The organism is Gillisella taibaishanensis, from assembly GCF_001938985.1.
GTDB lineage: Bacteria > Pseudomonadota > Alphaproteobacteria > Rhizobiales > Rhizobiaceae > Allorhizobium > Allorhizobium taibaishanense.
Genome location: NZ_MKIN01000020.1, coordinates 299,327 through 322,472, shown reverse-complemented (window position 1 = coordinate 322,472; position 23,146 = coordinate 299,327). Strand labels below are relative to the sequence as shown.

Annotated in this window: 20 protein-coding genes and 1 tRNA gene; 6 read left to right on the top strand and 15 right to left on the bottom strand. The window is 59.2% G+C overall.

Features of this window, described 5'->3' with window-relative positions; all coding sequences use genetic code 11:
* Positions 1 to 79: 79 nt before the first annotated feature.
* The 6 genes from phoU to phoR form a co-directional block, all read right to left on the bottom strand.
* Positions 80 to 787 (bottom strand): phosphate signaling complex protein PhoU, encoded by a 708-nt coding sequence (gene phoU / locus BJF91_RS06720; protein ID WP_075613704.1) that lies wholly within the window; start codon positions 785 to 787, stop codon positions 80 to 82.
* An 89-nt stretch (positions 788 to 876) separates the two neighbouring features.
* Positions 877 to 1,692, bottom strand: coding sequence for a phosphate ABC transporter ATP-binding protein PstB (gene pstB / locus BJF91_RS06715; protein ID WP_075613703.1), 816 nt, complete (start codon positions 1,690 to 1,692; stop codon positions 877 to 879).
* Positions 1,693 to 1,810: 118 nt separating this feature from the next.
* On the bottom strand, positions 1,811 to 3,139 hold the full coding sequence (gene pstA, locus BJF91_RS06710; protein ID WP_075613702.1) for a phosphate ABC transporter permease PstA: 1,329 nt from the start codon (positions 3,137 to 3,139) through the stop codon (positions 1,811 to 1,813).
* Positions 3,136 to 4,623, bottom strand: a complete 1,488-nt coding sequence (gene pstC, locus BJF91_RS06705) for a phosphate ABC transporter permease subunit PstC (RefSeq protein ID WP_075613701.1) — start codon at positions 4,621 to 4,623, stop codon at positions 3,136 to 3,138. Before pstC ends, pstA begins: the two co-directional genes overlap by 4 nt.
* Before the next feature lie 230 nt (positions 4,624 to 4,853).
* On the bottom strand, positions 4,854 to 5,879 hold the full coding sequence (locus BJF91_RS06700) for a substrate-binding domain-containing protein (protein ID WP_075613700.1): 1,026 nt from the start codon (positions 5,877 to 5,879) through the stop codon (positions 4,854 to 4,856).
* A gap of 193 nt (positions 5,880 to 6,072) precedes the next feature.
* Complete coding sequence (gene phoR / locus BJF91_RS06695; protein WP_075613699.1) at positions 6,073 to 7,332, bottom strand: phosphate regulon sensor histidine kinase PhoR; 1,260 nt, start codon at positions 7,330 to 7,332, stop codon at positions 6,073 to 6,075.
* A 203-nt stretch (positions 7,333 to 7,535) separates the two neighbouring features.
* Between phoR and ppk2 the strand changes: the two genes are divergently transcribed.
* Positions 7,536 to 8,453, top strand: a complete 918-nt coding sequence (ppk2, locus tag BJF91_RS06690) for a polyphosphate kinase 2 (RefSeq protein ID WP_075613698.1) — start codon at positions 7,536 to 7,538, stop codon at positions 8,451 to 8,453.
* Between the two features lie 89 nt (positions 8,454 to 8,542).
* Here the strand turns inward: ppk2 and BJF91_RS06685 are convergent, their stop codons facing one another.
* Entirely contained in the window at positions 8,543 to 9,871 is a 1,329-nt protein-coding gene (locus tag BJF91_RS06685) for a hypothetical protein (protein ID WP_075613697.1), read from the bottom strand.
* Positions 9,872 to 10,148: 277 nt separating this feature from the next.
* Here BJF91_RS06685 and BJF91_RS06680 point away from each other — a divergent pair, with 277 nt between their 5' ends.
* The 3 genes from BJF91_RS06680 to BJF91_RS06670 all read left to right on the top strand — a co-directional run bounded on the left by BJF91_RS06680 (position 10,149) and on the right by BJF91_RS06670 (position 13,445).
* Complete coding sequence (locus BJF91_RS06680; RefSeq protein ID WP_075613696.1) at positions 10,149 to 11,114, top strand: NAD(P)H-dependent flavin oxidoreductase; 966 nt, start codon at positions 10,149 to 10,151, stop codon at positions 11,112 to 11,114.
* 83 nt (positions 11,115 to 11,197) lie between these two features.
* A tRNA-Thr gene (locus tag BJF91_RS06675) sits at positions 11,198 to 11,273 on the top strand.
* Between the two features lie 243 nt (positions 11,274 to 11,516).
* The gene (locus BJF91_RS06670) at positions 11,517 to 13,445 is read left to right on the top strand and encodes a HAMP domain-containing methyl-accepting chemotaxis protein (protein WP_083943190.1); all 1,929 of its coding nucleotides are present in this window, start codon (positions 11,517 to 11,519) and stop codon (positions 13,443 to 13,445) included.
* Between the two features lie 212 nt (positions 13,446 to 13,657).
* Here the strand turns inward: BJF91_RS06670 and BJF91_RS06665 are convergent, their stop codons facing one another.
* The 3 genes from BJF91_RS06665 to BJF91_RS06655 form a co-directional block, all read right to left on the bottom strand.
* Positions 13,658 to 14,317: a calcium-binding protein gene (locus BJF91_RS06665; RefSeq protein WP_407639866.1), complete on the bottom strand. Its 660-nt coding sequence runs from the start codon at positions 14,315 to 14,317 to the stop codon at positions 13,658 to 13,660.
* 369 nt (positions 14,318 to 14,686) lie between these two features.
* Positions 14,687 to 15,406, bottom strand: a complete 720-nt coding sequence (locus BJF91_RS06660; RefSeq protein WP_075613693.1) for a pyrimidine 5'-nucleotidase — start codon at positions 15,404 to 15,406, stop codon at positions 14,687 to 14,689.
* A 72-nt stretch (positions 15,407 to 15,478) separates the two neighbouring features.
* On the bottom strand, positions 15,479 to 16,423 hold the full coding sequence (locus BJF91_RS06655) for a nucleoside hydrolase (RefSeq protein ID WP_075613692.1): 945 nt from the start codon (positions 16,421 to 16,423) through the stop codon (positions 15,479 to 15,481).
* Between the two features lie 310 nt (positions 16,424 to 16,733).
* Here BJF91_RS06655 and BJF91_RS06650 point away from each other — a divergent pair, with 310 nt between their 5' ends.
* The gene (locus BJF91_RS06650) at positions 16,734 to 17,162 is read left to right on the top strand and encodes an Hsp20 family protein (protein WP_075613691.1); all 429 of its coding nucleotides are present in this window, start codon (positions 16,734 to 16,736) and stop codon (positions 17,160 to 17,162) included.
* A gap of 144 nt (positions 17,163 to 17,306) precedes the next feature.
* Positions 17,307 to 17,564: a BQ00720 family protein gene (locus tag BJF91_RS06645; RefSeq protein WP_075613690.1), complete on the top strand. Its 258-nt coding sequence runs from the start codon at positions 17,307 to 17,309 to the stop codon at positions 17,562 to 17,564.
* An 88-nt stretch (positions 17,565 to 17,652) separates the two neighbouring features.
* On the opposite strand, the gene trmB is transcribed toward BJF91_RS06645, so the two are convergent.
* From trmB to BJF91_RS06620, 5 genes are all read right to left on the bottom strand, one after another.
* Positions 17,653 to 18,354: a tRNA (guanine(46)-N(7))-methyltransferase TrmB gene (trmB, locus tag BJF91_RS06640; protein ID WP_075613689.1), complete on the bottom strand. Its 702-nt coding sequence runs from the start codon at positions 18,352 to 18,354 to the stop codon at positions 17,653 to 17,655.
* Position 18,355: 1 nt separating this feature from the next.
* Positions 18,356 to 19,594, bottom strand: a complete 1,239-nt coding sequence (gene metK / locus BJF91_RS06635) for a methionine adenosyltransferase (protein ID WP_075613688.1) — start codon at positions 19,592 to 19,594, stop codon at positions 18,356 to 18,358.
* Between the two features lie 178 nt (positions 19,595 to 19,772).
* Complete coding sequence (locus BJF91_RS06630; protein WP_075613687.1) at positions 19,773 to 20,195, bottom strand: helix-turn-helix domain-containing protein; 423 nt, start codon at positions 20,193 to 20,195, stop codon at positions 19,773 to 19,775.
* A gap of 146 nt (positions 20,196 to 20,341) precedes the next feature.
* Complete coding sequence (lnt, locus tag BJF91_RS06625; RefSeq protein WP_075613686.1) at positions 20,342 to 21,928, bottom strand: apolipoprotein N-acyltransferase; 1,587 nt, start codon at positions 21,926 to 21,928, stop codon at positions 20,342 to 20,344.
* 185 nt (positions 21,929 to 22,113) lie between these two features.
* Positions 22,114 to 23,145 (bottom strand): hemolysin family protein, encoded by a 1,032-nt coding sequence (locus tag BJF91_RS06620; RefSeq protein ID WP_075613685.1) that lies wholly within the window; start codon positions 23,143 to 23,145, stop codon positions 22,114 to 22,116.
* Between the last annotated feature and the right edge of the window lies 1 nt (position 23,146).

Genomic DNA, 23,146 nt, shown 5'->3' with positions numbered 1-23,146 from the left:
CCGACCTTCGGGTGATGCCCCCTCACCCCATTTCCGCCTCCGACGCTGGCAGCGCCGGAGTTCCGTATCCAGTCTCGTCTTACTCGGACGCGCCGAACGCGGCCGTTGTGTCGTCCTTCGGACGCTCGCCTTCGGGCTGCGAGCCCGTTGCCATATAATAGATGGTTTCGGCGATATTGGTCGCGTGATCACCGATACGCTCGATGTTCTTGGCGCAGAACAACAGATGCGTGCAGCTGGTGATATTGCGCGGATCTTCCATCATATAGGTCAACAGTTCGCGAAACAGCGACGTATAGATCGCATCGATTTCCTCGTCGCGGTCGCGGATCGACTTGGCCTTTTCGGCTGAACGGGTGGTGTAGACGTCGAGCACTTCCTTGAGCTGGGTCATGGCCAGTTCCGAGAGATGCTCGATGCCGCGCGCCAGCTTGCGCGGTACGCCGGTGCCCTGCACGGCCATGACGCGCTTGGCGTTGTTCTTGCCGAGATCGCCGACCCGCTCCAGATCAGACGCGATGCGCAACGCACCAATGATTTCGCGCAGGTCGGCAGCCATCGGCTGGCGCTTGGCGATGGTGACGATCGCCTTGTCACCGACTTCGCGCTCTGCGGTATCCATGATCACGTCGTCGGAAATCACCTTCTGCGCGAGCGCTGCATCGGAATTGACCAAGGCGCGTACGGATTCACCAACCATCTGCTCTGCCAGACCACCCATCTCGGAAATGCGGCGCATCAGGTATTTCAGTTCGTCGTCAAAGGCAGTGTAGATATGGGCTGTCATGTTCTGATCCTTTTAAAGATGCATTTCAAACGCGGCGGAGCAAAAACAGGTCACTGTCCTCGCTCCCCCCTCTGCGGACCGGCGTTCGATCAGCCGAAACGGCCCATGATATAGTCCTGGGTGCGCTGGTCATCCGGATTGGTGAACATCTTGTCGGTGTCGTTTTCCTCGACCAGCTGGCCGAGATGGAACATGGCCGTACGCTGCGATACGCGGGCGGCCTGCTGCATCGAGTGGGTGACGATTACGATGGTGAAATTGGCGCGCAATTCGTGGATCAGCTCTTCCACCTTGGCCGTTGCGATCGGGTCCAGTGCCGAGCAGGGCTCGTCCATCAGGATCACTTCCGGGCTGACCGCAATGGCGCGGGCAATGCACAGGCGCTGCTGCTGACCGCCGGAAAGACCCGTTCCCGGCTCCTGCAGGCGATCCTTGACTTCGTTCCAGAGGCCGGCGCGCTGTAGGCTCTTCTCAACGATCTGATCCATATCCGCCTTGTTGCGGGCCAGGCCATGGATGCGTGGACCATAGGCAATGTTCTCGTAGATCGACTTCGGGAACGGGTTCGGCTTCTGGAAGACCATGCCGACCCGGGCACGCAGCTCGACCACATCGATCGACGGATCGTAGATATCCATCTCGTCAAGGGTGATGCGGCCGGTGACCCGGCAATGGTCGATCGTGTCGTTCATGCGGTTCAGTGTCCGCAGGAAGGTGGACTTGCCGCAGCCGGAAGGACCGATCAGCGCCGTAACCGTGTTTTCGCGGACATTGAGGTTCACGTCGAACAAAGCGCGCTTCTCGCCGTAGTAAACGGACACGTCCTTGCCGACCATCTTGGTGTTCAGTTCGCTCATCTTCTGATCCACGGCCTTTTCAACTGCTGCTTCAGACATCATGTTCATGTTCTTAACTCCCCGGCCTCTCTTGCCGCAATCGCTTGCGGAAAACCGCGATGAACTTTGCTGGAATTCTGATTTTCTACAGCGCAGCTCCAGCGGAACCGCGCTGCAGGCGATGCCGCTACCACCGACGCTCGAACCGCCTGCGCAGCAGGATGGCTCCAACATTCATGATCAGCAGGAACAGCAGCAGAATGATGATCGCGCCGGACGTACGCTCAACGAAGGCGCGTTCGGCTTCATTGGCCCACATGTAGATCTGCACCGGCAGGGCCGTCGACGGATCGAGCGGCGTGCCCGGATAGTCGGCGACGAAGGCGACCATGCCGATCAACAGGAGCGGCGCGGTCTCGCCCAAAGCATGGGCAAGGCCGATGATCGTGCCGGTGAGCACGCCGGGCATGGCGAGCGGCAGGACGTGATGGAACACGGTCTGCATTTTCGAGGCGCCGAGGCCGAGGGCCGCCGCGCGGATCGACGGCGGGACGGCTTTCAGGGCTGCGCGGGTGGCAATGATAATGGTCGGCAGGGTCATCAAGGTCAGGACCAGGCCGCCGACCAGCGAGGCCGAGCGCGGCAGGCCCGCGAAATTGATGAATACGGCCAGGCCAAGCAGACCGAAGACGATCGAGGGAACGGCGGCGAGATTGTTGATATTGACCTCGATCAGGTCGGTCCAACGGTTCTTCGGCGCGAATTCCTCAAGATAGATCGAAGCGGCAACCCCGATCGGCAGCGACAGCACCAACACGATCAGCATCATATAGGCCGAGCCGATCAGCGCGACGCCAACACCTGCCGCTTCCGGACGGCTGGATGCGCCGTTCAGGAAAATGCCGGTGTTGAAGGTCTTGGCAAGCGCGCCGCTATCGGCCAGCTGCTTCATCCAGCCGAGCTGCTGATCGGAGATCTTGCGGCTCTTTTCATCGACCGTTAGGTCGAACTGGCCCTTGAAAGCAGTGTCGACGGTGGCGCTGGCGAGAACCGAAACCGGCACGGTCTTACCGATCAGCGACGGATCGCCGGCGACCATGTTGCGCAACTGAACGCGCACGCTGTCGGAGACCATTTCCGTCAACGCCTTCATGGCCGGACGGTTGGAGGTCTCGAGCTTCAGTTGTGCCGCCAGTGCATTGCGCACCAGAAGCGGATAATTGGCAGCAACCAGGACATCGGGATTGCTGGCGCGCTGGTTGCTCGGATCAATGATCTTTTCGCTGAACTCGACCGGCACGGTGATCGTCGTCTGCAGGAAGGCGGTATAGCCCTTGGAGACCACGGAGGAGAGCAACAGCAGCAGGAACAGCAGGCCGAAGCTGATGGCGGCTATGCCATAGGCGCGGAACCGGCGCTCGGCGGCGTAGCGACGCTTGATACCGATATCGCGGCGGGGACGGGCGGCGGTGCCGATCGTGGCAGCGGCCGACCCTTGAGAGACGATCTCGCTCATTCGTACTGCTCCCGGTATTTGCGCACGATGTAGAGTGCATAGATATTGAGGCAAAGCGTGATGACGAACAGGGTAATGCCCAGCGCGAAGGCCACCAGCGTCTGCGGCGAAGTGAATTCAAGGTCGCCGGTCAGCTGATTGACGATCTTGACGGTCACTGTCGTCATCGGCTCGAAGGGGTTGAACTGGATGCGAGCGGCAACGCCGGCGGCCAGAACCACGATCATCGTCTCGCCGATGGCACGCGAGGCGGTCATCAGCAACGCGCCGACGATGCCGGGAAGTGCTGCCGGCAGGATGACCCGCTTGACAGTTTCAGAGCGCGTCGCACCAAGGCCGAGCGAACCGTCGCGCAGCGAGCGCGGCACGGCGGTGATAATGTCGTCCGACAGAGAGGAAACGTAAGGGATCAGCATGATGCCCATGACGAAACCTGCGGTCAGCACGCTCTGCGCCTGAATGAAGCTGGTGAAATCGCCCGTGGCAATGCCACTGATCTTGGCCGAGATATCACGCAGGAACGGTCCGACCGAGGTCAGGGCGAAGAAGCCGTAGACGATGGTGGGAATGCCGGCCAGCACTTCCAGCATCGGCTTGATGATCGAGCGCATCCGCGGCGAGGCATATTCGGCCATGTAGATGGCAGCGAACAGGCCGACCGGCACGGCAAACAGCATGGCGACCACGCCGATATACATGGTGCCGAGCAGCAGCGGGATGAGACCGAACTGACCTCCGGTATCGGTGGCGCCAGCAGCAGAAAAGCGCGGATCCCAGACCGTGCCGAAGAAGAAGCGCCAGGCTGGAACCGCCTGGAAGAAATGCACGGCCTCGCTCAGCATCGACAGGATGATACCGATCGTGGTGAGGATCGCGATGGAAGAGCAGATGATCAGCGCCGCCAGCATAGCCTGCTCGACCCGGTTGCGGGCCCGGAAACGCGGAGCGATCATGCGCAAACCAAGCAGCGCGCCAGCAAGCGAAACGGCAATCACGACGACGGCGAGTGCCAGATCGTTGATCCCGCGCATGCCGTTCAAGCTCTCGGCAGCCGTAATCATGTAGGGTTCGGGATCGCTGGCAAGCGGTACGCCCTGTTCGGCCAGCAGGGTCCTCGCAGTCGGACCGTCGGCTCCCTTGAGCTTGGCCAGCTCAGCCTCGTCCATGACCTTCATGCCGCGGGCGATTGCATTGACCGTACCGTAATTCAAATTCTGTGTCGCGCCAGCCTGGGCCTTGACCTCGTCGGGCATAGCATCGCGCACCCGGGTCTCGATCAAAGCGGGGGCGACAGACATCCAGACGCCGAGCAGCAGCAAAGCCGGAACTGCCGCCAAAATGGAAACAAAACTACCGTGATAACCATAGCGCGAATGCAGAGCGGATGCCCGGCCCTGCGCAAGCGCCACTGCCCGCGACGAGCCCATCAGATACCCGATGATCGCGATGGCAATGACGATAAAAATCAGAATTGATGTACTCATCCTATCATCCCCGGCCTCTCCATGCCCTGCCAGCCAAGGGCTGGACCGCATGTCCTGTCGTCAATTGGCGCAAGGTTGCGCAACACCCAAAAGTGCCATCTATGCAGCAATTTTCCCAAACTCGGCTGAAGCCTCCGTTTGGATCGCTGCACTCGCGCCGCCTTGCTGCCGCGTGCCGCATCGTGATGACGAAGCCGGCGCGGAGTAACTCCGCGCCGGCCCCGAACCGATTACTTGCCGGCCGTGAACTTGGCGCGGAACTCTTCACGCTCCTTGTCGGGAGCAGGAACCAAGCCGTAGTTGGCCAGCGGGCCATCAGGGCCGATCATCTGCTCGGACAGGAAGAAGTCGACATATTCCTTCATGCCCGGGATAACGCCGAGGTGGGCCTTCTTGACGTAGAAGAACAGCGGACGCGATACCGGATACTTGCCGGAGGCGACGGTTTCAACCGAAGGCTTGACGCCGGAAACCGTGGCAACTTTCAGCTTATCGGCATTGTTTTCATAGAAGGACAAGCCGAACACGCCAAAGGCGGTCTTGTTGGCGGAGATGCGGGCGAGCGTCTCGCTGTAATCGCCGTCGATATCGACAGCCTTGCCGTCCTTGCGCACGGCGATGCACTTCTTGGAGGCATCCTTTTCACCAACGGCGGCCTTGATCACGTCGATCGCCTTGGTGTCCTTGCAGCCCTGCTCGAGAACCTTGGTTTCGAACACTTCGCGGGTACCGTGCTTTTCGCCCGGGATGAACGCCATGATGTCGGTGTCCGGCAGGTCCTTGTTGACTTCCGACCACTTCTTGTAGGGGTTGGCGACCAGCTTGCCATCAACGACGACTTCAGCGGCGAGCGCCTTGTAGAGGTCGGAGGGAACCAGGGCCAGATCCTTGTTGGAGCTGTCGACAGCAAAGACGATGCCGTCATAACCGAACTTGACTTCCTGAACGTCGGTCACGCCGGCAGCCTGGCAGGCTTCCTGCTCGGACTTGTTGATCGGGCGCGAAGCATTGGCAATGTCGATGGTCTCAGGGCCGACGCCCTTGCAGAATTCCTTGAGGCCGGCGCCGGTGCCGCCAGATTCGACAACCGGGGTCTTGAACTTCGTGAAGGTCTCGCCAAACGTTTCGGCAACGATCTTGGCATAGGGAAGAACGGTGGAGGAACCAGCGATCTGGACCTGATCACGCGCAGCGGCGGCGCCAGCAAAGGCGACTGAGGCGACCAGAGCCGCTACGGACAGTTTCAGCATATTCATTTATCTCTCCCGAGAATGAGCTTTCGTTTGGGCTGCAGGCGTCCCCCGCCTACAATCGCCGTGCTCCGGCGGCTTGTTCTTAAGCCCCGACAAGCCCAGGTTTTATGTCAGTTCAATGAAACATTTGTGACAGTTCAAGTATTTGAATTTATGAGCATTTTAGATTCGATGCTTTTCCCGTTTTACGAGTCTGTCAAAAACGGACCGTGAAGTCCGTTCCCTGCCCGAGCTCCGAGCGGATGATCAGCCGAGCGCGGTGGCGCGTCAGGATATGCTTGACGATGGCAAGCCCAAGGCCCGTGCCTTTCTTGGACCGGCTATCGGCGACGCTGACCCGGTAGAAGCGCTCCGTCAGGCGCGGCACGTCCTCGGCGGGCACGCCTGGGCCTTTGTCGATAACGCTGACTTCGACAGCCCCGGCGTTCTGGCGCAGGAAAACATCGACCCGCTTGCCCTCCTGGCCGTATTTGCAGGCGTTTTCAATAAGGTTTTCGAACACCTGCACCAGTTCGTCACGGTCGCCGGTCACTTCGACATTGGTTTCGGGCAGGTGCAGGCAAAGGTCCACGTCGAGTTCGGCGGCAAGCGGGCTAAGGCTGTCGCGCACATGGCTCAATACTGGCTGCAGCGCCACTTTCTGGTCGGGCGCCAGATGCGCCTTCAATTCGAGCCGCGACAGGGACAGGAGATCGTCGACGAGCCGGCTCATGCGGTTGGCCTGGTCGAGCATAATGCCGAGGAAGCGTTCCTGAGCTTTCGTGTCGTTGCGGGCCGGTCCGAGAAGCGTCTCGATGAAGCCACGCAATGAGGCGAGCGGCGTGCGCAACTCGTGGCTGGCATTGGCGACGAAATCCGAGCGCATCCGGTCGATGCGCCGCAATTCGGAAATATCGCGGAAGGTCATGACGAACAGAGCAGCGCCGCGCTTCAACTGATGCAGCGACAAAGGCGCGACCCGCACCACGAAGACCCGCTCGGAGGGCAGGACCTCGGAATGCTCGATCTGGTTCGGCAGACCGTTGGCGACGGTCTCACGTACCATGTCGAGAATACCAGGCGAGCGCCAGCGGGCGGAAATATGCATGCCGGTCTCCAGCGTGCCGAAGGCTTTTTCCGCCGCCGCATTCTGGAACAGGACGACGCCGTCGGAGCCGAAGGTGACGCAGGGCAAGTCGATGGCATTGAAGTTTGCCCGCACCAGACCTTCGATATCGTCGACGTCAGTCTGCACGGACATCAAAGTGCCTGACGATACTGCCGGCAGCGCCTTCTCCTCGGTGCTGTTGTACAACAGGATCACCATCAGCGAAAACACGAGGAGAATCACACCAAACACGCTGTCGGCGCCCGCCAGCACCGAGGCGCCCGACACCAGCAGCGCGAGAAGAATGAAATCCCAGCGGTGACGAAGACGCTGACCTAAATCCCGCCAGGATGGAAAGAACTGCTTCAACGAAAACCTCCGGGAGGGCAGAATGATAACAGGCTGAGAGACCATATTAATCCTGTTGCATGACAGGATTGTACCGGCAAGGCCTGAAGAGGCGTCAACTTTAGGGCAGGAACGAAGCGCCAAGCCAGAGCGTTGCAGACAGCTTGTTGCGAATGTCGACCGTTTGATGATCATATCGCCGCATAACATACCAGGAGGACCGGATGGAGAGTGGTAAAAGTGCAGGATCGGGTGAGGTGACAAACGGTGCGGCAACGTCGAGCCGTGCCGTCAGCCTGCGTATCCGAGGCGAGTTGCGCGCCTTCGACATTGACGATCCCGTGCTGCCGGACTGGGTGGAAAACCAGGCGCTCGCCTCAAACGGCCATCCCTATGACAAGAAAATGAAGAAGGAAGCTTACGAGGAGGAGCTGAAGACGCTGCAGATCGAACTGGTCAAGGTGCAGTTCTGGCTACAGGCGACCGGCAAGCGGGTGATGGCGCTGTTCGAGGGCCGCGATGCGGCGGGAAAAGGCGGCACGATTCACTCCATCCTCGAATACATGAACCCTCGTCTCGCCCATAATATCGCGCTGACCAAGCCGACGGAGACCGAGAGCGGTCAATGGTATTTCCAGCGCTACATCGCCCACTTCCCCAGCGCGGGCAACATGTCGCTGTTCGACCGATCCTGGTACAACCGCGCCATTGTCGAACCGGTCATGGGCTTTTGCACGCAAGAGCAATACGATGCCTTCATGGAGCAGGTGCCGCGTTTTGAAAAGCTGATCCACCAGGAGGGAATCCACTTCTTCAAGTTCTGGCTTGAAATCGGCCAGGAAATGCAGATCAAACGTTTCCACGATCGCCGCCACGACCCGCTGAAGGTCTGGAAACTCTCGACCATGGATATCGCCGCCCTCGACAAATGGAGCGACTATACCGACAAGCGCGACAGGATGCTGAAGCAGACCCATACCAAGGATGCGCCCTGGATGGTCGCGAGAGCCAATGACAAGCGTCGCGCCCATTTGAACGTCATTCGCCACATCCTGATGTCGCTGAACTACGAGGGCCGTGACCTGAAGGCGATCGGCGAGATCGACAAGAAAATCATCGGAGAAGCTCCCGACATGATCTGACGTGCATGCCCGCCTCCTTGGTTTAGACGGGCGCATCAACGAACGCGCGTTCAGAGCATCGGACCGATTTCTGTTTTCGGTGTGATGTTCTAGCGACCTGGCAACAGGCGGATGGCGTAAAGATTGATGCCACTGCCCTCGCCGCCGATATCGGAATTGATAAACAGTTTGCCGGGCGTGTTGGCGACGACCGTGTTGGGCAGGGTCACCCGGAAAAGCAAGTCCGCCTTTTCAGGATTGGCGGTGAACCTGTGACGGGCGCAATCGCCCAACCGGTCAAAGGCGCAGGTCAATGCAAACTGAATGGGCTTTTCGCTGGATGACTGCACAGTGATAGCAAGGGTTGAGGTCTGGCCGACCATTTGGCGCAGCAGATCCGCAGGCACCTCGATGGAGGCAGCACCCGTTACGTCAGAACTGCGGGACACGATATGGATGGCACGGCCATCGCTGGCGCCGATCACGTCAACCGTCGCATTAGGACCTGCGGCAATTTTCGAGACATCGCTCGGCTGGAAAAATTCAATCCAGTCACTCGAAAAACCGCGTTGCGGATCGATGGTTTTCGGCTGGTTGGCTGCATCGCCGGCTGGCTGGGCGCCCTGCGGGTCACTCGGCTGGTCTGCAGGTTGATCGCCGGTATAATCCTCAGACGAGGCGCTTGGCACGGGTGACGGCAAGCCGGTTTCACGCTGAGCCGGCGTCAGCAACAGACCGGTGGAATAGACCCACCAGGCACCGATGCCGATTGAGGACAGTATCGTCACGAAAATCAGAATGCGCGACAGAAACCCTCGGCGGCGGCGCGGCTTTGCAACGGGCTCGGCCCTGATATTGACCGGCTCGCGGGCAAAACCGTCCTCGTCATAGCTGTCATCCGTCTCGACGGCCGCTGGGGATTTCGTCGAAAATTCGTCGAGACGCGAGAGATCGTCTGCTTCAGCGCGGTCTGCACGAACGTCATCAAGGCTCGGGCTCGGGCTTGGAACCGGCTCCTGACGACGGTCATGGTCGCGGCCTACACCGAAAGAAAGCGAGGCCGCATCATCACCCGATGCTCTTGCATTTGCGGGCGGCCGCAGGTCCCGACTTTCACCGGCCACGGAAAGGTCCGGCTCCTGATGTACTGCCGGCGCGCGCGGTGTTGTCGGTGCTGGCGGCGGCGTTGCAGCTCGCACTGGCGGCTCCACAGTAACCTCGGCCTTCAGGCGCGCCCGCTCCTCCTGCTCTATGGCATGGATCGTTGCTTCCAGCCGATGCCGTTGCTCGGCCACCGTCTCGGGATCGTTGACGTTCTGCTTCTTGAGGCCGGCTTCCAAAGCCTGGCGCGCCGATTGGTAGATCCTGGCCCGAACTTCGGCCCGCGACCGTTCCGACCGGTCGAGGGCGCTTCTGATGGCCGTTTCCAATCCGCTCACGCGAGACCTTTCCATAATTCAAAGCCGCAGGCTGATGCGGCAGCAGTTCTTCATCCGGTGAATCGGTAATGGTAGACCAAACAAACCGCAAGCCCGCAGCCTGGTTCCCGGCCGATCGGCGGTGGAAAAAGGAGCAGTGGCGGCAATATGAGCCCCTTTCACAACACCTGGTTTCAGCCATTGCTTCATCCGGAACATTTCCGGCGCCCCTTTTCAACCGTCTAGAGGTCTGCTATTTTTTGACGTTTACGCGAACGTCAATTTATCGAGGCCCATCATGGCTCTTCCAGATCTTCTTTCCCGCAATCTGCGCCTTCCAGTCATCGCGTCGCCGTTGTTCATTATTTCCCATCCGCGCCTTACACTTGCGCAATGCAAGGCCGGAATCATCGGCGCCTTCCCGGCTCTGAATGCGAGACCCGAAGCCCAGCTTGACGAGTGGCTGGCGCAAATCACGGAAGAGCTTGCTGCCCATGACCGGGCGCATCCGGAGCGGCCGTCGGCGCCCTTCGCCGTCAATCAAATTGTCCACACCTCCAACAAGCGGCTGGAACACGACCTCTCCATGTGCGTGAAGTACAAGGTGCCGATCGTGATTTCTTCGCTCGGCGCGGTTCCCGAGGTCAATGCCGCCATCCATTCCTATGGCGGGATCGTGCTACATGACGTCATCAACAACCGCCACGCCCATTCCGCGATCAGGAAGGGTGCGGACGGGCTGATTGCCGTTGCTGCGGGCGCTGGCGGGCATGCTGGCACCCTGTCACCCTTCGCGCTGCTGCAGGAAATCCGCGACTGGTTTGACGGCCCGCTACTGCTCGCAGGCTCGATCGCCACCGGCGGCGCCATCCTCGCCGCTCAGGCCGCTGGTGCCGATATGGCGTATATTGGCTCCCCATTTATCGCCACCGAGGAGGCACGCGCCGCAGACGGCTACAAGCAGGCGATCGTCGATGCAACCGCGTCCGACATCGTGTATTCCAACTTCTTCACTGGTGTGCACGGCAACTATCTGCGCTCATCGATCATTGCCGCCGGCATGGATCCCGATGCACTGCCAAATGCCGATCCGAGCCAGATGGATTTCGACAGCGCCGTCACCGGTGCCAAGGCCTGGAAAGACATCTGGGGCTGCGGCCAGGGCATTGGCGTCATAAAATCGGTGCAGCCGGTCGCCCAGCTGATCGAGCGGCTGGAGCAAGAATATCACGCCTCGAAAGCCAGGATCTGCGGAAAAATGTAAACCAGCGCAAAACGCATCTTGAAATCGGCAATGTTTGCCTGTATCCACCCGCTCACATCCAAAGGCCGTTCACCGGCCTTCGTGCCGCTTTAGCTCAGGTGGTAGAGCACATCATTCGTAATGATGGGGTCGCAGGTTCGAGTCCTGCAAGCGGCACCACTTCCTTAAAATATTGCAGACATCCGACCTTTTACTTGTGAGCCTTCTCGGCGAACGAGCGCGTGCCTTATCGCGGAACCAGACATTTATTTTCTACTATAAGTCGCATTTTTGATTCAGATTTTCATCTAACAGGCTACCTAAAGAGGTCTGCATATTAGCAACCTTCACTATTAATTTATGATTCTGCGTCACTTTCTTCGCCGGAGACATAGGGTTTTTGGCCTTTAAAGGGATGCGATAATGAGCCTGCGAATTTCAACGAGACTTATGGCCATGGCGGGGGCAGCCCTGATGCTGATCATCGCGCTCGGCCTTTTCAGTTACAAGCAAACCTCTGTCGTTTTTTCGGCAGCCTCTGACACGCGCCAGGTCTGGATGCCGCGTATGGCCAAGCTGGATGCTATCCAGTTCACCATGCTGCGCTACCACACGACAACAATCCGCAAGACAATTGCCGTCGACCCCGCGGAAATCAAAGGTTTGGACGACGAGTTCGTGGAAATGGATGCTTCCATTCCGAAATCCTATGCCGACTTCCGTGTAACGCTGCGCAATGATGCCGAAAAGAAGCTCTGGAGCGATTTCGAGGCCAAGTGGACGCGTTATCTCGAATTCCAGAAAAAGATCATCAGCGCCGTGACCGCCAAGGATCAGGCTGCAGCAACAGCCGCCATCGCTCCGGCCCGGCAGCCTCTGGTCGACAGCTTTATCGCTCTCGGCGAGATCATCAAGTTGAACGACAGCGGTGCTGCAGCCTCGGGCACAGCGGCCGAGTCGGCCTATAACCAATCGACCTATGTCACTATTGGCGTCATTGTCTTTGCCGTGGTCCTGATGGCACTGCTGACAGCCTGGATCATCACAGGCGTCTCGCTTCCCGTCACGCGCATGGCCAAGGTCATGCTGCATATCGCCGATGGTAAGCTTGATGTGACCGTACCGGACGCACAGCGCAAAGACGAGATCGGCGAAATGGCCGGTGCCGTCGAAGTCATGCGCCAATCGGCCGTGGCTAAGGTGCAACTCGAGGCCGGGGCTGAACAGAGCCGTATCAACGCCGAGCAGGAGCGCCTGGAAGTGCAGCGCCGTGCCGAGGAAGATGCAGAACGGCGCCTGAACGAAGCGACCGGTGCTCTCGCCGCCGGCCTGAAACGCCTGGCCGCCTGCGATCTTCTGTGCGAAATCGACCATGAATTCGCCGCCCAGTTCGAACCGCTGCGGCATGACTTCAATGCCTCCGTCAACCAGCTTCGTTCGGTTCTTGTGGCCGTCGGCCAAGTTGGCAAGGGTGTCACGAACGGCAGCGGCGAAATCTCGCAGGCTTCCGACACGCTGGCCAAGCGTACCGAGCAGCAGGCCGCCTCACTCGAAGAAACGGCTGCGGCTCTCGAGCAAATCACGTCCAACGTTCAAGCTACCTCCAAGCGGACGGGCGAAGCACGCAATCTGGTGCGCAATGCCCGTCAGCATGCCGAGCATTCTGCCACCGTGGTCAACAATGCCGTATCGGCCATGGAGCGGATTGAGGATGCCTCGCGCAAGATCACCCAGATCATCAGCGTGATCGATGAGATCGCCTTCCAGACCAACCTCCTCGCCCTGAATGCCGGCGTCGAGGCGGCCCGGGCTGGCGAAGCCGGCAAGGGCTTTGCAGTCGTTGCCCAGGAAGTGCGCGAACTCGCTCAGCGCTCGGCCAATGCAGCCAAGGAAATCAAGTCACTGATCGGCAATTCGGAAGCTGCTGTCAGTGAAGGCGTCAAGCTGGTCAACGACACCGGAGAAGGTCTGACAACCATTTCCAAGGTGGTCGAGGACATGAACCTGCATATGGACGCAATTGCTACTGCGGCCCACGAGCAGGCCAGCGGCCTGGCCGAGGTCAACACTGCGGTCAACCATATGGACCAGGCGACCCAGCAGAATGCGGCCATGGTCGAGGAAATGAATGCAGCTGGAGCAGGGCTTGCCCAGGAGAGCCGCCGTCTGTCGGAACTGCTATCGCAATTCCGTACCGGCAACGAGTCCAATCAACCGACCCGTGCGGCAGCACCGGCCCACCAATCGGCTCCGGTAACTCGGGCTCAGCCGGCACCGCGCCGCGCCACCCAGTCCATGCCGGTCAGCCACGGCAACGCCGCGGTCAGCCGCGACAACTGGGAGGAGTTTTGATCAGCTTCCTAAGTCGGACTGATTTAGGTTGATTTCTTTCCGAGCACGACGGCTTCGGTCAGTACGCTCTCTTAAAAAGCCGTGTGTCAGAGTAATCTGACACACGGCTTTTGCTTTGGGAGGTCCGCCGCATCATCAGCTTTATGCACGAAAGATGCGGCAGCAATTCTTACGATCGCACAGACCGCGAACGGCCTTCGGCAGAGCCTACCTTAGGGCAGAAGCGGCGGTGCCGCAGGGAAGTCGTCAGCCGAGATGAAGCCATCCTTGTTCTTGTCAAGGCGGTCGAACAGCTTGTCGAGCGCAGCATCGGCTTCGGCCTTGCTGATTTGACCATTCTCGTCGGTGTCGATCTTCTCGAACATCCGCATCGGACCAGCCATTTCCATCATGCGGGCCATCATCTTATGGCGGTCGTGCGGGCCGTGGGGGCCGCGCATGCCATCGCCATCTGGACCGTGATCCATTGCCCATTGATGATGGCCAACGCCGTTATCCATATGGTGCCTAATCGGATGTGGGCCGCACCCTGCCATGCCGTCATCCGGGCCATCCATAGCTTCGTCATCGCCAGGAGGCGGCGGTGGCGCCTTGCCGGCCTCATCACCAGGCTTTTGACTATTTGGATCGGCCGGAGCCGAGGCATCAGGCGCGGGCGGCTTCGGCATGGCCGCGCGGATCGCTTCCATGCGAGCCTCGTGGAACTTTCGCATTTCACCTGGCGTGATCACGCCATCCTTATTGGTGTCGATAGCCGCAAACAGTTTGTCCTCGGCGGCCTTCGCCTCTTCCTTAGAAATCTTGCCATCCTTGTTGGCGTCGAACTGCTGCAGAGCATAGATGAACATCGCAGCCGGACCGTGCATCATCATCGGCCGCGGACCGCAGGCTTCGGCAACCGCATCAGGCTTCGGCGGCGGTGCCTTGGCATCCTTGGCAAAAACAGCGGCGGATGAAGCGCTGACAAGCAGCGTGGCAGCCAGCGCGGCGATGGTTGTCTTTTTGGCACTCATGATGTTTCCTTTCCTCGGGGCAGCATCAGTTTCGAGCCTGGCGAACCAGGAACTCGATTGCAGCTCTACGGCTGTTGCTGACGCCACCGCTTCAGGTCAGGTGGCGCATGCAATATCCCGAAAGTAAGGGCTTACCTCAGCATCGACCACTTAAGGTTCGGTAATGCTGGTTACATTTTTGTAATTTTATAATTTATAACTATTTTGACTGGGATGTGACGGGCGACATCACTGCCCTGCAAGAATGGCGCTGAGGAAGCTTGAGAGATCGTCGGTGACGAAGTCGACATGGGCTTTGCCAGTCTCGCCGTCTACCCGCTCCCAGCTCTCCAGCACGACGCCTTCGAGGTTGCGTGGCACCAGAAGCACGGTTTTCATGCCAAGCGCCTTTGGCACCAGGAGATTGCGCGGCAGGTCCTCGAACATCGCCGCCTGCTCGGTGCGGATCTGTTTCAGCTGGGTGAACTTGTCATAGGTCTGGCTGGCCGGCTTCGGCAGATATGCCGCTGCAACGATATCGAAGATATCATCGAAATGGTCGAGAATACCAAGCGCTCTTGCTGCTGCCTGCGCGTGCTCGACGGTACCATTGGTGAAAATGAATTTGCGGCCCGGCAGTGCCTTGATCGCCTCTCCGAGCGCCTCATCCGGCAGCAGGGCGGAATAGTCGATGGCATGGGCCTTTTCGAGAAAATCGTTCGGGTCGACGCCGTGATGAGCCATCAGACCCGCCAGCGTGGTGCCGTGCTCGTGATAATAGCGCTTCTGCAGGACCCGTGCCTCGTCCGGCTCCATCTGCAGCAGTTCGGCCACATAGGCCGTCATGTTACGATCGATCTGCGCAAAGAGGTTGATGTGATGCGGATAAAGCGTGTTGTCGAGATCGAAGACCCAGTCTCGGACATGGACAAACTCGGCGGGCGACGGTATTGTTTTGGGCGTGTTCATGGGGTCAGGTGTGCCACAGGCGAGGCCCTTGCGCCATCAAAAACGCAAGGACCGCACGCCGTTTATCAGGCATCAAAGCCGAGCCAGCCGCTCCGTCAGCAGCGCGAAGAAGCCATCGGCGTCGACATCGCGCAAAACCTTGGCATTGGGCTTGCGTCCGGTCACGCGCCACCAGTCGATGACGCTCATGCCAACGGTCAGCTCGGACGCAGTTTCAATCTCGACGTTGCAATCGCGGCCTGAAAATAGTTCTGGCTTCAAGAGATAAGCGATGACGCTCGGATCATGCAGCGGGCCGCCGTCAGAGCCGTATTTCTCGATATCGAACCGCTCGAAGAATTCCAGCCAGTCGACCATCACCTTCGCCGGCCGGGAGCCGATGGCGGCGATGCGGGCAACGCGGGCCTTTGTCGTCAGCAATTGATGGGTCACGTCGAGTGGCAGCATCACGATCGGAATACCGGACGCGAACACGATCTTGGAGGCCTGGGGATCCACATAGATGTTGAATTCGGCGGCAGGCGTAATGTTGCCGCCTTCGAAAAAGCCGCCGCCCATCATCACCAGTTCACGCACGCGCGGCGCAATGTCGGGTGCCTTCTGAAGCGCAAGCGCGATATTGGTCTGCGGGCCAAGCGTGCAAAGCGTCACTGTCCCAGCAGGTTCGCGGCGGATCGTCTCGATGATGAAATCCACTGCGTGCTGGTCCTTGACCGGCATGACAGGCTCATCGACGACAGCGCCATCGAGCCCGGTCTTACCGTGCACATGTTCCGCCGTCACCTGGGGCCGCTCCAACGGCTTCAGAGCGCCTTCATAGACCGGGAGATCCGGCCGTCCTGCCAGCTCGCAGACGATCCGCGCATTGCGGCTGGTCATGCTCAGCGGCACGTTGCCGGCAACAACCGTCAAACCGAGAACGTCGAGCTCCGCAGGGCTCGCCAGTGCCAGCATGATGGCGGCGGCGTCGTCCTGACCGGGATCGGTGTCGATAATGATTTTTCTCGGCTGGTCCATGGCTGTTTCCCTGTGATTGACGCGATTTGATGGACGCCGAGCCCGCGAATTGTCAAGCGCTATCGCGCTGCTGCATAATTCCTTAAATCGGAATCGATCTAAGCAGAAATTCATGCAGCATATTTAAAGTGCTACAGCGAACCTTTGTGCGGCATGCCTGGCGAGGGGCGCTGCAGTCAACCGCTTGTTTCCGGCCTGCCGATCCCCATATGCTGCCTCAGGCCACAAGCCGCAAAATGGCTGCGGAGCCCCGAGAAAAGATGCCGCCGGACCAGGGCAGAGGCTAGGCGGACGGAGAGACGAGGACAGAATGCGCCGGACCAAATCCATCACCACGCCCCTGCTGCTGGGTTTCGACATTACCGATGCCGTGCTGAGCCAGCTGGCTCGGGCCAGCGACGGATATCCGCCCTACAATATCGAGCTGATCCGGCGCGGCGGAGAGCATGACGGCGACCGGCTGCGGATCACGCTTGCGGTGGCAGGATTTGCCGAAGGCGATCTGGATGTGACTGTCGAGGGCAACCAGTTGATCATTCGTGGTCGCCAGAGCGAAAGGCCGGATGCGGATTATCTCTTTCGAGGTATCGCGGCACGGAACTTTCAGCGTAGTTTTCTGTTAACGGATGGCATGGACGTGTCGCGTGCGGCACTTCGCAACGGCTTGCTGGTGGTGGAACTAATTCGTCCAGATCCTCAGCAAGTGGTAAGGAAAATTAACATTTCCGCCTCAGACTAGGAATATGGCGCCGCGGTGAATGTGGAAGGCCGGATCTGATCCTGCAGGATATTTCACCACGGAACAACGCGCCGCAGCCGCCGTCCCGCATCTCTGGGCCAGCGCGTTGTCGTGCAGCCGCTCCCTCAATGACGGAGAACCGGAATGTTGATTAAAGAAGCCTCCTCCAAGCTCTCGAAAAACGAGCTGGCGCATCTTGGGTCCGGCGAAGTGGGCTATATCCGCAAGATCCGTTACGACGAAGTCTCTCGCTGCTTCCCCGATGCCCCGGAGATCGACCCGCGCACAGATCTTTGGGCGCTGTTTGCCGCCGACGGCACGCCGATCCTGCTGACCGATAACCGCTCCTCGACCTTCTTCAAGGCCGCTGAAGACGAATTGAAGACTGTCAGCCTCCACTGACGGGCAACACCTGCATTATTCAAAACAAAACCCCGCGCTGAGACCAGCGCGGGGTTTTGTCGTCTTGCAGTGTCATAAGCTGTAAGCGTCAGCGCCTGCGGAACGTCAGATAGGCTGACGAGCGGCCCTCGCGGCGTGCCTTGGCCTCATAGCGCGTGCCCGGCCAGCCGTCGTAGGGCGTCAGCCAATCGGCCGAACTGTCGGCCAACCACTCGAAGCCGCCGTGATCGCGGCAATGCAGCAGCGTCCAGTTGACATAGGTATCAATATCAGAGGCAAAGCAGAAGATCGCGCCGGGCTTCAGCACCCGGTGAAACCGCTCCAGATTGACCTGTGAGACGAAGCGTCGCTTCCAGTGCTTACGCTTGGGCCAGGGATCGGCGTAGAGCAGATCGATTTGGTCGATCAAAGCCGGCGGCAGCCAGTCCAACAATTGCGTGGCATCATCGTCATAAACGCGGATGTTTGGAAGGCCCTCGTCTTCAATCACGGCCAACAGCTTGGCCATGGAATTGACGAAGGGCTCGACGCCGATAAAGCCGGTCGCCGCGTCGTTTCTGGCGCGGTGCGCCAGATGCTCGCCGCCGCCGAAGCCGATTTCAAGACGAATGCGCTCGACAGGAATGGGATAAAGACTTTTCAGATCCGCAGGCGCTGCCGTGCTCAAGTCCAATTTGCGCTCCGGCAGGAGCTGGGTCATCCGCTCGACCTGCTGGTCGCGAAGCGGCTTACCCTTGCGGCGACCGAAAAAGGCTTCGGTCGCCCGGCTGCGGCGTTCTGTTGTCATCATCTTAAGCCTTCAAGGCGTCCTTGAGCGGCTTGACCAGATCGAGCTTCTCCCAGGCGAAGGAGCCGTCACGGCCGGCCTTGCGGCCAAAATGGCCATAGGCCGAGGTCTTGGCATAAATCGGCTTGTTGAGATCGAGATGGCGGCGAATACCCGTCGGGGACAGGTCCATGACGCTGCGGACAGCCGCTTCGACCTGATCCTCGGTATATTTGCCGGTGCCATGCAGGTCGACATAGATCGACAGCGGCTGGGCGATACCGATGGCATAGGAGATCTGGATGGTGCAGCGGTCGGCGAGACCGGCGGACACCACGTTCTTGGCGAGATAGCGAGCCGCATAGGCTGCCGAACGGTCGACCTTTGTCGTGTCCTTGCCGGAGAACGCGCCGCCACCATGAGGGGCCGCCCCACCATAGGTGTCGACGATGATCTTGCGGCCGGTCAGGCCTGCATCGCCGTCAGGGCCGCCGATCACGAATTTACCGGTAGGGTTGATATACCACTTGCAATCGTCGGCAACCTTGAGGTCGCCGAGCGCTTCAAGGATATAGGGCTCGACGACGGAGCGAACCTTGGCCGAATCCCAGCTTTCGTCGAGATGCTGAGTGGACAGGACGATAGATGCAACGTCGAAGGGCTTGCCGTCGACATAGCGAACCGTAACCTGGCTCTTGGCGTCAGGACCGAGCTTTGCCACCTCACCCTCGCCCTTCTTGCGGGCGGCGGAGAGAAGCTGCAGGATCTTGTGGGAATAATAGATTGGGGCCGGCATCAGGTCCGGGGTTTCGCGGCAGGCATAACCAAACATGATGCCTTGGTCGCCCGCGCCTTCGCTCCCTTCATGGTCCGCAGACTTGTCGACGCCTTGGGCGATATGAGCGGACTGCGAATGCAGGAGAACGTCGATCTTGGCGGTCTTCCAGTGGAAGCCGTCCTGTTCGTAGCCGATGTCGCGGATAGCCTTGCGCGCCGCAGCCTTGAACTTGGCAGGGTTGATGACCTCGTTGCCGTTCTTGTCTGTCTTCATGAGGCTCGGGGGAAGGCGGACCTCGCCGGCGATCACGACCCGATTGGTGGTTGCCAGCGTTTCGCAGGCAATGCGCACCGTCCAGGGATCGACCCCAGTCCGTGCGGCTTCCCGATACACCAGGTCGACGATTTCATCGGAAATACGGTCGCAGACCTTGTCCGGATGACCTTCAGAAACGGACTCACTCGTAAACAGATAGTTTGAGCGCATGCGGGATTCCCCTCAATGAACCAGATGCCATTGTGATAAAGGCTCCATGCCTCAAAAACAAGGACACAACGACATAAATATATCTTTATGTCAGTAGGCTTTCTCAAACGTCACCAGCGCATAAAAAAAGCGGCTCACGCGCCGCTTTTTTTTCGGGGCCTTGATGAAGGGATCCCGGTTATTCCGCGTCGGCGTCTGCTGCCAGAGCCTTGACCAGATCGACGACCTTGCGGCGTACTTTCGGATCATTGATCTTCACAAAGGCACGGTTCAGCTGCAGGCCTTCCGAGGAGGACAGGAAGTCTACAACGTAGTTGGAGCTGGCGGCTTCCGAGAAACCGTTGGTGCCGGCAACCACCTGCTCGCCTGGAGCATCTTCGAAGAAGAAGGACACCGGTACATTCAAGATGCTTGAAATATTCTGCAAGCGGCTGGCGCCGACCCGATTTGTGCCTTTTTCGTACTTTTGAATTTGCTGGAATGTAATGCCCAGGCTCTCGCCCAGCTTTTCCTGGCTCATTCCGAGCATTGTGCGGCGAAGGCGAATCCGGCTACCGACATGAATGTCGATAGGGTTCGGCTTCTTTTTGTTTTCGAGCATGTCACGATCCTGACAGTGGTTTGAATTGGTTATCACCCATAATGCTTGCAACTGACCATAACGTTACGTTGTACCCGTCCGCGCTTCAAGCGCCAGATCACAAGCATCATCGAGCCAGACCACTATGCATTTTTAGGGGTTTTCCGTCAATTCAATCTCTTTATTAAACCTAAACGAGAAATTACAGCCATAGATAATAACAAAGCAGTTACCGTCCAAAAGTTGTATTTACTACGGTTTGCATCGATTCCCAATGGCATACCTACCGTTAAGGTTGCGGTTTCCACGCCTTCAGCGTTCAATCGCAAACCCGAAAACACGCGGCCGCGACTATCAATTGTGGCAGAAATGCCATTATTGGCGTCGCGAATAATGGGGAGACCCGTCTCCACTGCACGCAATCTGGCCTGCTGAAAGTGCTGATATGGACCTGGCGTATTGCCGAACCACGCGTCGTTGGTAACGTTAATGATGGCATCGGCCCCCGCTAAACCCTTAACCATCTCGTCCGGGAAGATGACTTCATAGCAGATCAAAGGATATAGCTTGAGCCCGCCTGGAATATCCATCAAGTGTCGTGAAGCTCCCTCAGAAAAGCCGCCAGGCATATCGACGATATTGGAAATGCCGAGTTTGGAGAGAATGTCCTCCCATGGGACGTATTCCCCAAATGGCACAAGATGGACCTTGTCGGCCGCGGCTACGATTTGCCCCTGGCTGTCGATGGCGTAGATGGAATTGTAGTAGCGAGGCGCCGTCCCGGCCCCCTGCTCTTCCGAGCGCACCGTACCGGTCAGCAGTATCTGGCCCGGCCGCAGCACGCCGGCAATCTGGCGCAAGGCATCGGGATTTTCAGTGAGGATAAAGGGAATAGTGGTCTCGGGCCAAACGACGATGTCTGCGGGCTGTTCACCTGGCGCCAGAGGCAAGGCGGTCAGGCGCAAATGCTTCTCGAAAGTTGCGACCCTGTCGGTATCGCTCATCTTCGCTGCTTGGTCGATATTCGGCTGCACGAGACGAACCGTCACCTTGCGGCCATCCGGCTCCGGCTGTGCGAGGCGATAAGCGCCGTAACCGAGATGGCAGGCGATCAGTAGGGCGGCAATTCCCAGACCGACACCGGCACCGCGGCGGGTACCGAGAAGAGCGGGGGCAGAAAAGACGAAGACGGCAAGAGCTGAGACCCCGAACAGCCCAAGCACAGCCGCCGACTGCATCATCAACGGGATCGGCATGGCACCGTAACCGATCGCATTCCAGGGAAAGCCGGTTGCGACAAAGCTGCGCAGCCATTCGGTGAGACCGAACATGGCGGCGAGCGCGGCGATGCGGCCGACGCCTTCGGACCACAAAAGGCGTGCGGCAAGACAGGCAAGGCCGTAGAACAGCGCCAAAACCGACGGCAGCCCCAGAACCGCGAGCGGCAAGGCCCAGGCGAATTCGTCGGCTTCGACCAGCAGCGCATTGCCCAGCCACCAGAGACCGGCGACAAAATAGCCAAGACCGAACAGCCAGCCGATCCAGAACGCAGTGCGCAGTCCCTTCGAGCCGGCACGGTCCGGGTTGCCGCTCACCCCATCGAGCAGCCAGACCAGCAGAGTGAACGACGCAAACAGCGCGGCAAAGAAGCCAACAGGCGGCAGCGACAGCGCCCCGACAGCGCCCGCCCCAATGGCCAGCAATGCACGCCGCCAGCCCGCCAGAAGCATTACCCTTGCCGCCAACCGTTCCATGCATCTTCTCCAGTCATTCTTCCAGGATGAGCCGAGCGCTATCAAACAGGCGCGCTCACGCCCGCCCACAGCCCCCACAAATCAACAGGGCGGCAGTTTTTCAAAAAACTGCCGCCCTGTCTTGGGTCGTTCGGGATATTCGAATGAAATCGACAGCTCGCAATGAGGAGCGCGCCGGATGTTCATCAATCGCCGTCGTGCGGCGTTACTTGGAGATCACCACTCTGAATGCGTTTGGCGATCGGCGCCATCCGGGTGATGCGAACCTTTTTCACACGACGTGGGTCGGCATCGAGAATGTGTAGTTCAAACCCCGGAACCGCCTGCACCACTTCGCCACGCTGCGGCACCCGCCCAACAGCCGTGGACAGCAATCCGCCCAAGGTATCGACTTCATCCATTTCAGCGCTGACGTCGAAATCCGAGCCGATTGCCTCAGCGATCTCCTCGAGTTCGATCCTCGCATCGGCCAAATAGACATCGTCGGACACCCGAGTGACCAGCGCCTCTTCCTTGTCGTGCTCGTCTTCGATATCGCCGACGACCATTTCGACGATGTCTTCGTGAGAAACGAGACCGTCGGTGCCGCCATATTCGTCGATAACAAGCGCCATCTGGGTTCTGGCTGCCTGCATGCGCGCCAGGAGATCCGACGCCTGCATGGAGGGTGGAACGAACAGGATGGACCGGATAATGCCCGCCGCCTCGAGCGTCACGCCGAGATCGACGCAGGCGAGGTCGAGCCCGTTGCCGTTCAGCGCCTTCAGGGTAATATAGGAAAGGAGATCGCGGATATGCACCATGCCGCGGGGATCATCCAGCGTGTCGCAATAGACGGGCATGCGCGAATGGCCGGTCTCCTGGAACAGCGTCATCAGTTCGCCGATGGTGGTTTCGACATCGACAGCGTGGATGTCGGAGCGCGGCACCATCACATCCTCGACGCGAACTTCGCGGAACCTCAGAATATTATGCAGCATGGCCCGCTCTTCGGCGGAAAAGGCCTCTTCAGCGGCCCTGTCGGACATCAGCGCATCGGCGATGTCCTCGCGCAGGCTGGCGCCTGCAGGCTTCAAGATCCGGGCGGCGCGCGCCCAGAAAGAGGATTGCGGCTTGTGGGCCGCGGAACTTCGCTGCGGACTGGAACCCTCTTCAGAGGAGGAGCCGTCCTGCTCCTTTGTGGCCTCACCGGCCGTACGTGTCGAAAAATCGCTCATC

Excerpts from the sequence above, each read along its gene's own strand:
- ppk2 (WP_075613698.1), top strand. The coding sequence starts at position 7,536 with ATGGAGAGTGGTAAAAGTGCAGGATCGGGTGAGGTGACAAACGGTGCG.
- BJF91_RS06680 (WP_075613696.1), top strand. The coding sequence starts at position 10,149 with ATGGCTCTTCCAGATCTTCTTTCCCGCAATCTGCGCCTTCCAGTCATC.
- BJF91_RS06655 (WP_075613692.1), bottom strand. The coding sequence starts at position 16,423 with ATGGACCAGCCGAGAAAAATCATTATCGACACCGATCCCGGTCAGGAC.
- pstA (WP_075613702.1), bottom strand. The coding sequence starts at position 3,139 with ATGAGCGAGATCGTCTCTCAAGGGTCGGCCGCTGCCACGATCGGCACC.
- pstB (WP_075613703.1), bottom strand. The coding sequence starts at position 1,692 with ATGAACATGATGTCTGAAGCAGCAGTTGAAAAGGCCGTGGATCAGAAG.
- BJF91_RS06665 (WP_407639866.1), bottom strand. The coding sequence starts at position 14,317 with ATGATGATGCACGGTCCGGCTGCGATGTTCATCTATGCTCTGCAGCAG.
- phoU (WP_075613704.1), bottom strand. The coding sequence starts at position 787 with ATGACAGCCCATATCTACACTGCCTTTGACGACGAACTGAAATACCTG.
- BJF91_RS06670 (WP_083943190.1), top strand. The coding sequence starts at position 11,517 with ATGAGCCTGCGAATTTCAACGAGACTTATGGCCATGGCGGGGGCAGCC.
- BJF91_RS06630 (WP_075613687.1), bottom strand. The coding sequence starts at position 20,195 with ATGCTCGAAAACAAAAAGAAGCCGAACCCTATCGACATTCATGTCGGT.
- lnt (WP_075613686.1), bottom strand. The coding sequence starts at position 21,928 with ATGGAACGGTTGGCGGCAAGGGTAATGCTTCTGGCGGGCTGGCGGCGT.
- BJF91_RS06650 (WP_075613691.1), top strand. The coding sequence starts at position 16,734 with ATGCGCCGGACCAAATCCATCACCACGCCCCTGCTGCTGGGTTTCGAC.
- trmB (WP_075613689.1), bottom strand. The coding sequence starts at position 18,354 with ATGATGACAACAGAACGCCGCAGCCGGGCGACCGAAGCCTTTTTCGGT.
- pstC (WP_075613701.1), bottom strand. The coding sequence starts at position 4,623 with ATGAGTACATCAATTCTGATTTTTATCGTCATTGCCATCGCGATCATC.
- BJF91_RS06660 (WP_075613693.1), bottom strand. The coding sequence starts at position 15,406 with ATGAACACGCCCAAAACAATACCGTCGCCCGCCGAGTTTGTCCATGTC.
- BJF91_RS06620 (WP_075613685.1), bottom strand. The coding sequence starts at position 23,145 with ATGAGCGATTTTTCGACACGTACGGCCGGTGAGGCCACAAAGGAGCAG.
- metK (WP_075613688.1), bottom strand. The coding sequence starts at position 19,594 with ATGCGCTCAAACTATCTGTTTACGAGTGAGTCCGTTTCTGAAGGTCAT.
- BJF91_RS06645 (WP_075613690.1), top strand. The coding sequence starts at position 17,307 with ATGTTGATTAAAGAAGCCTCCTCCAAGCTCTCGAAAAACGAGCTGGCG.
- BJF91_RS06700 (WP_075613700.1), bottom strand. The coding sequence starts at position 5,879 with ATGAATATGCTGAAACTGTCCGTAGCGGCTCTGGTCGCCTCAGTCGCC.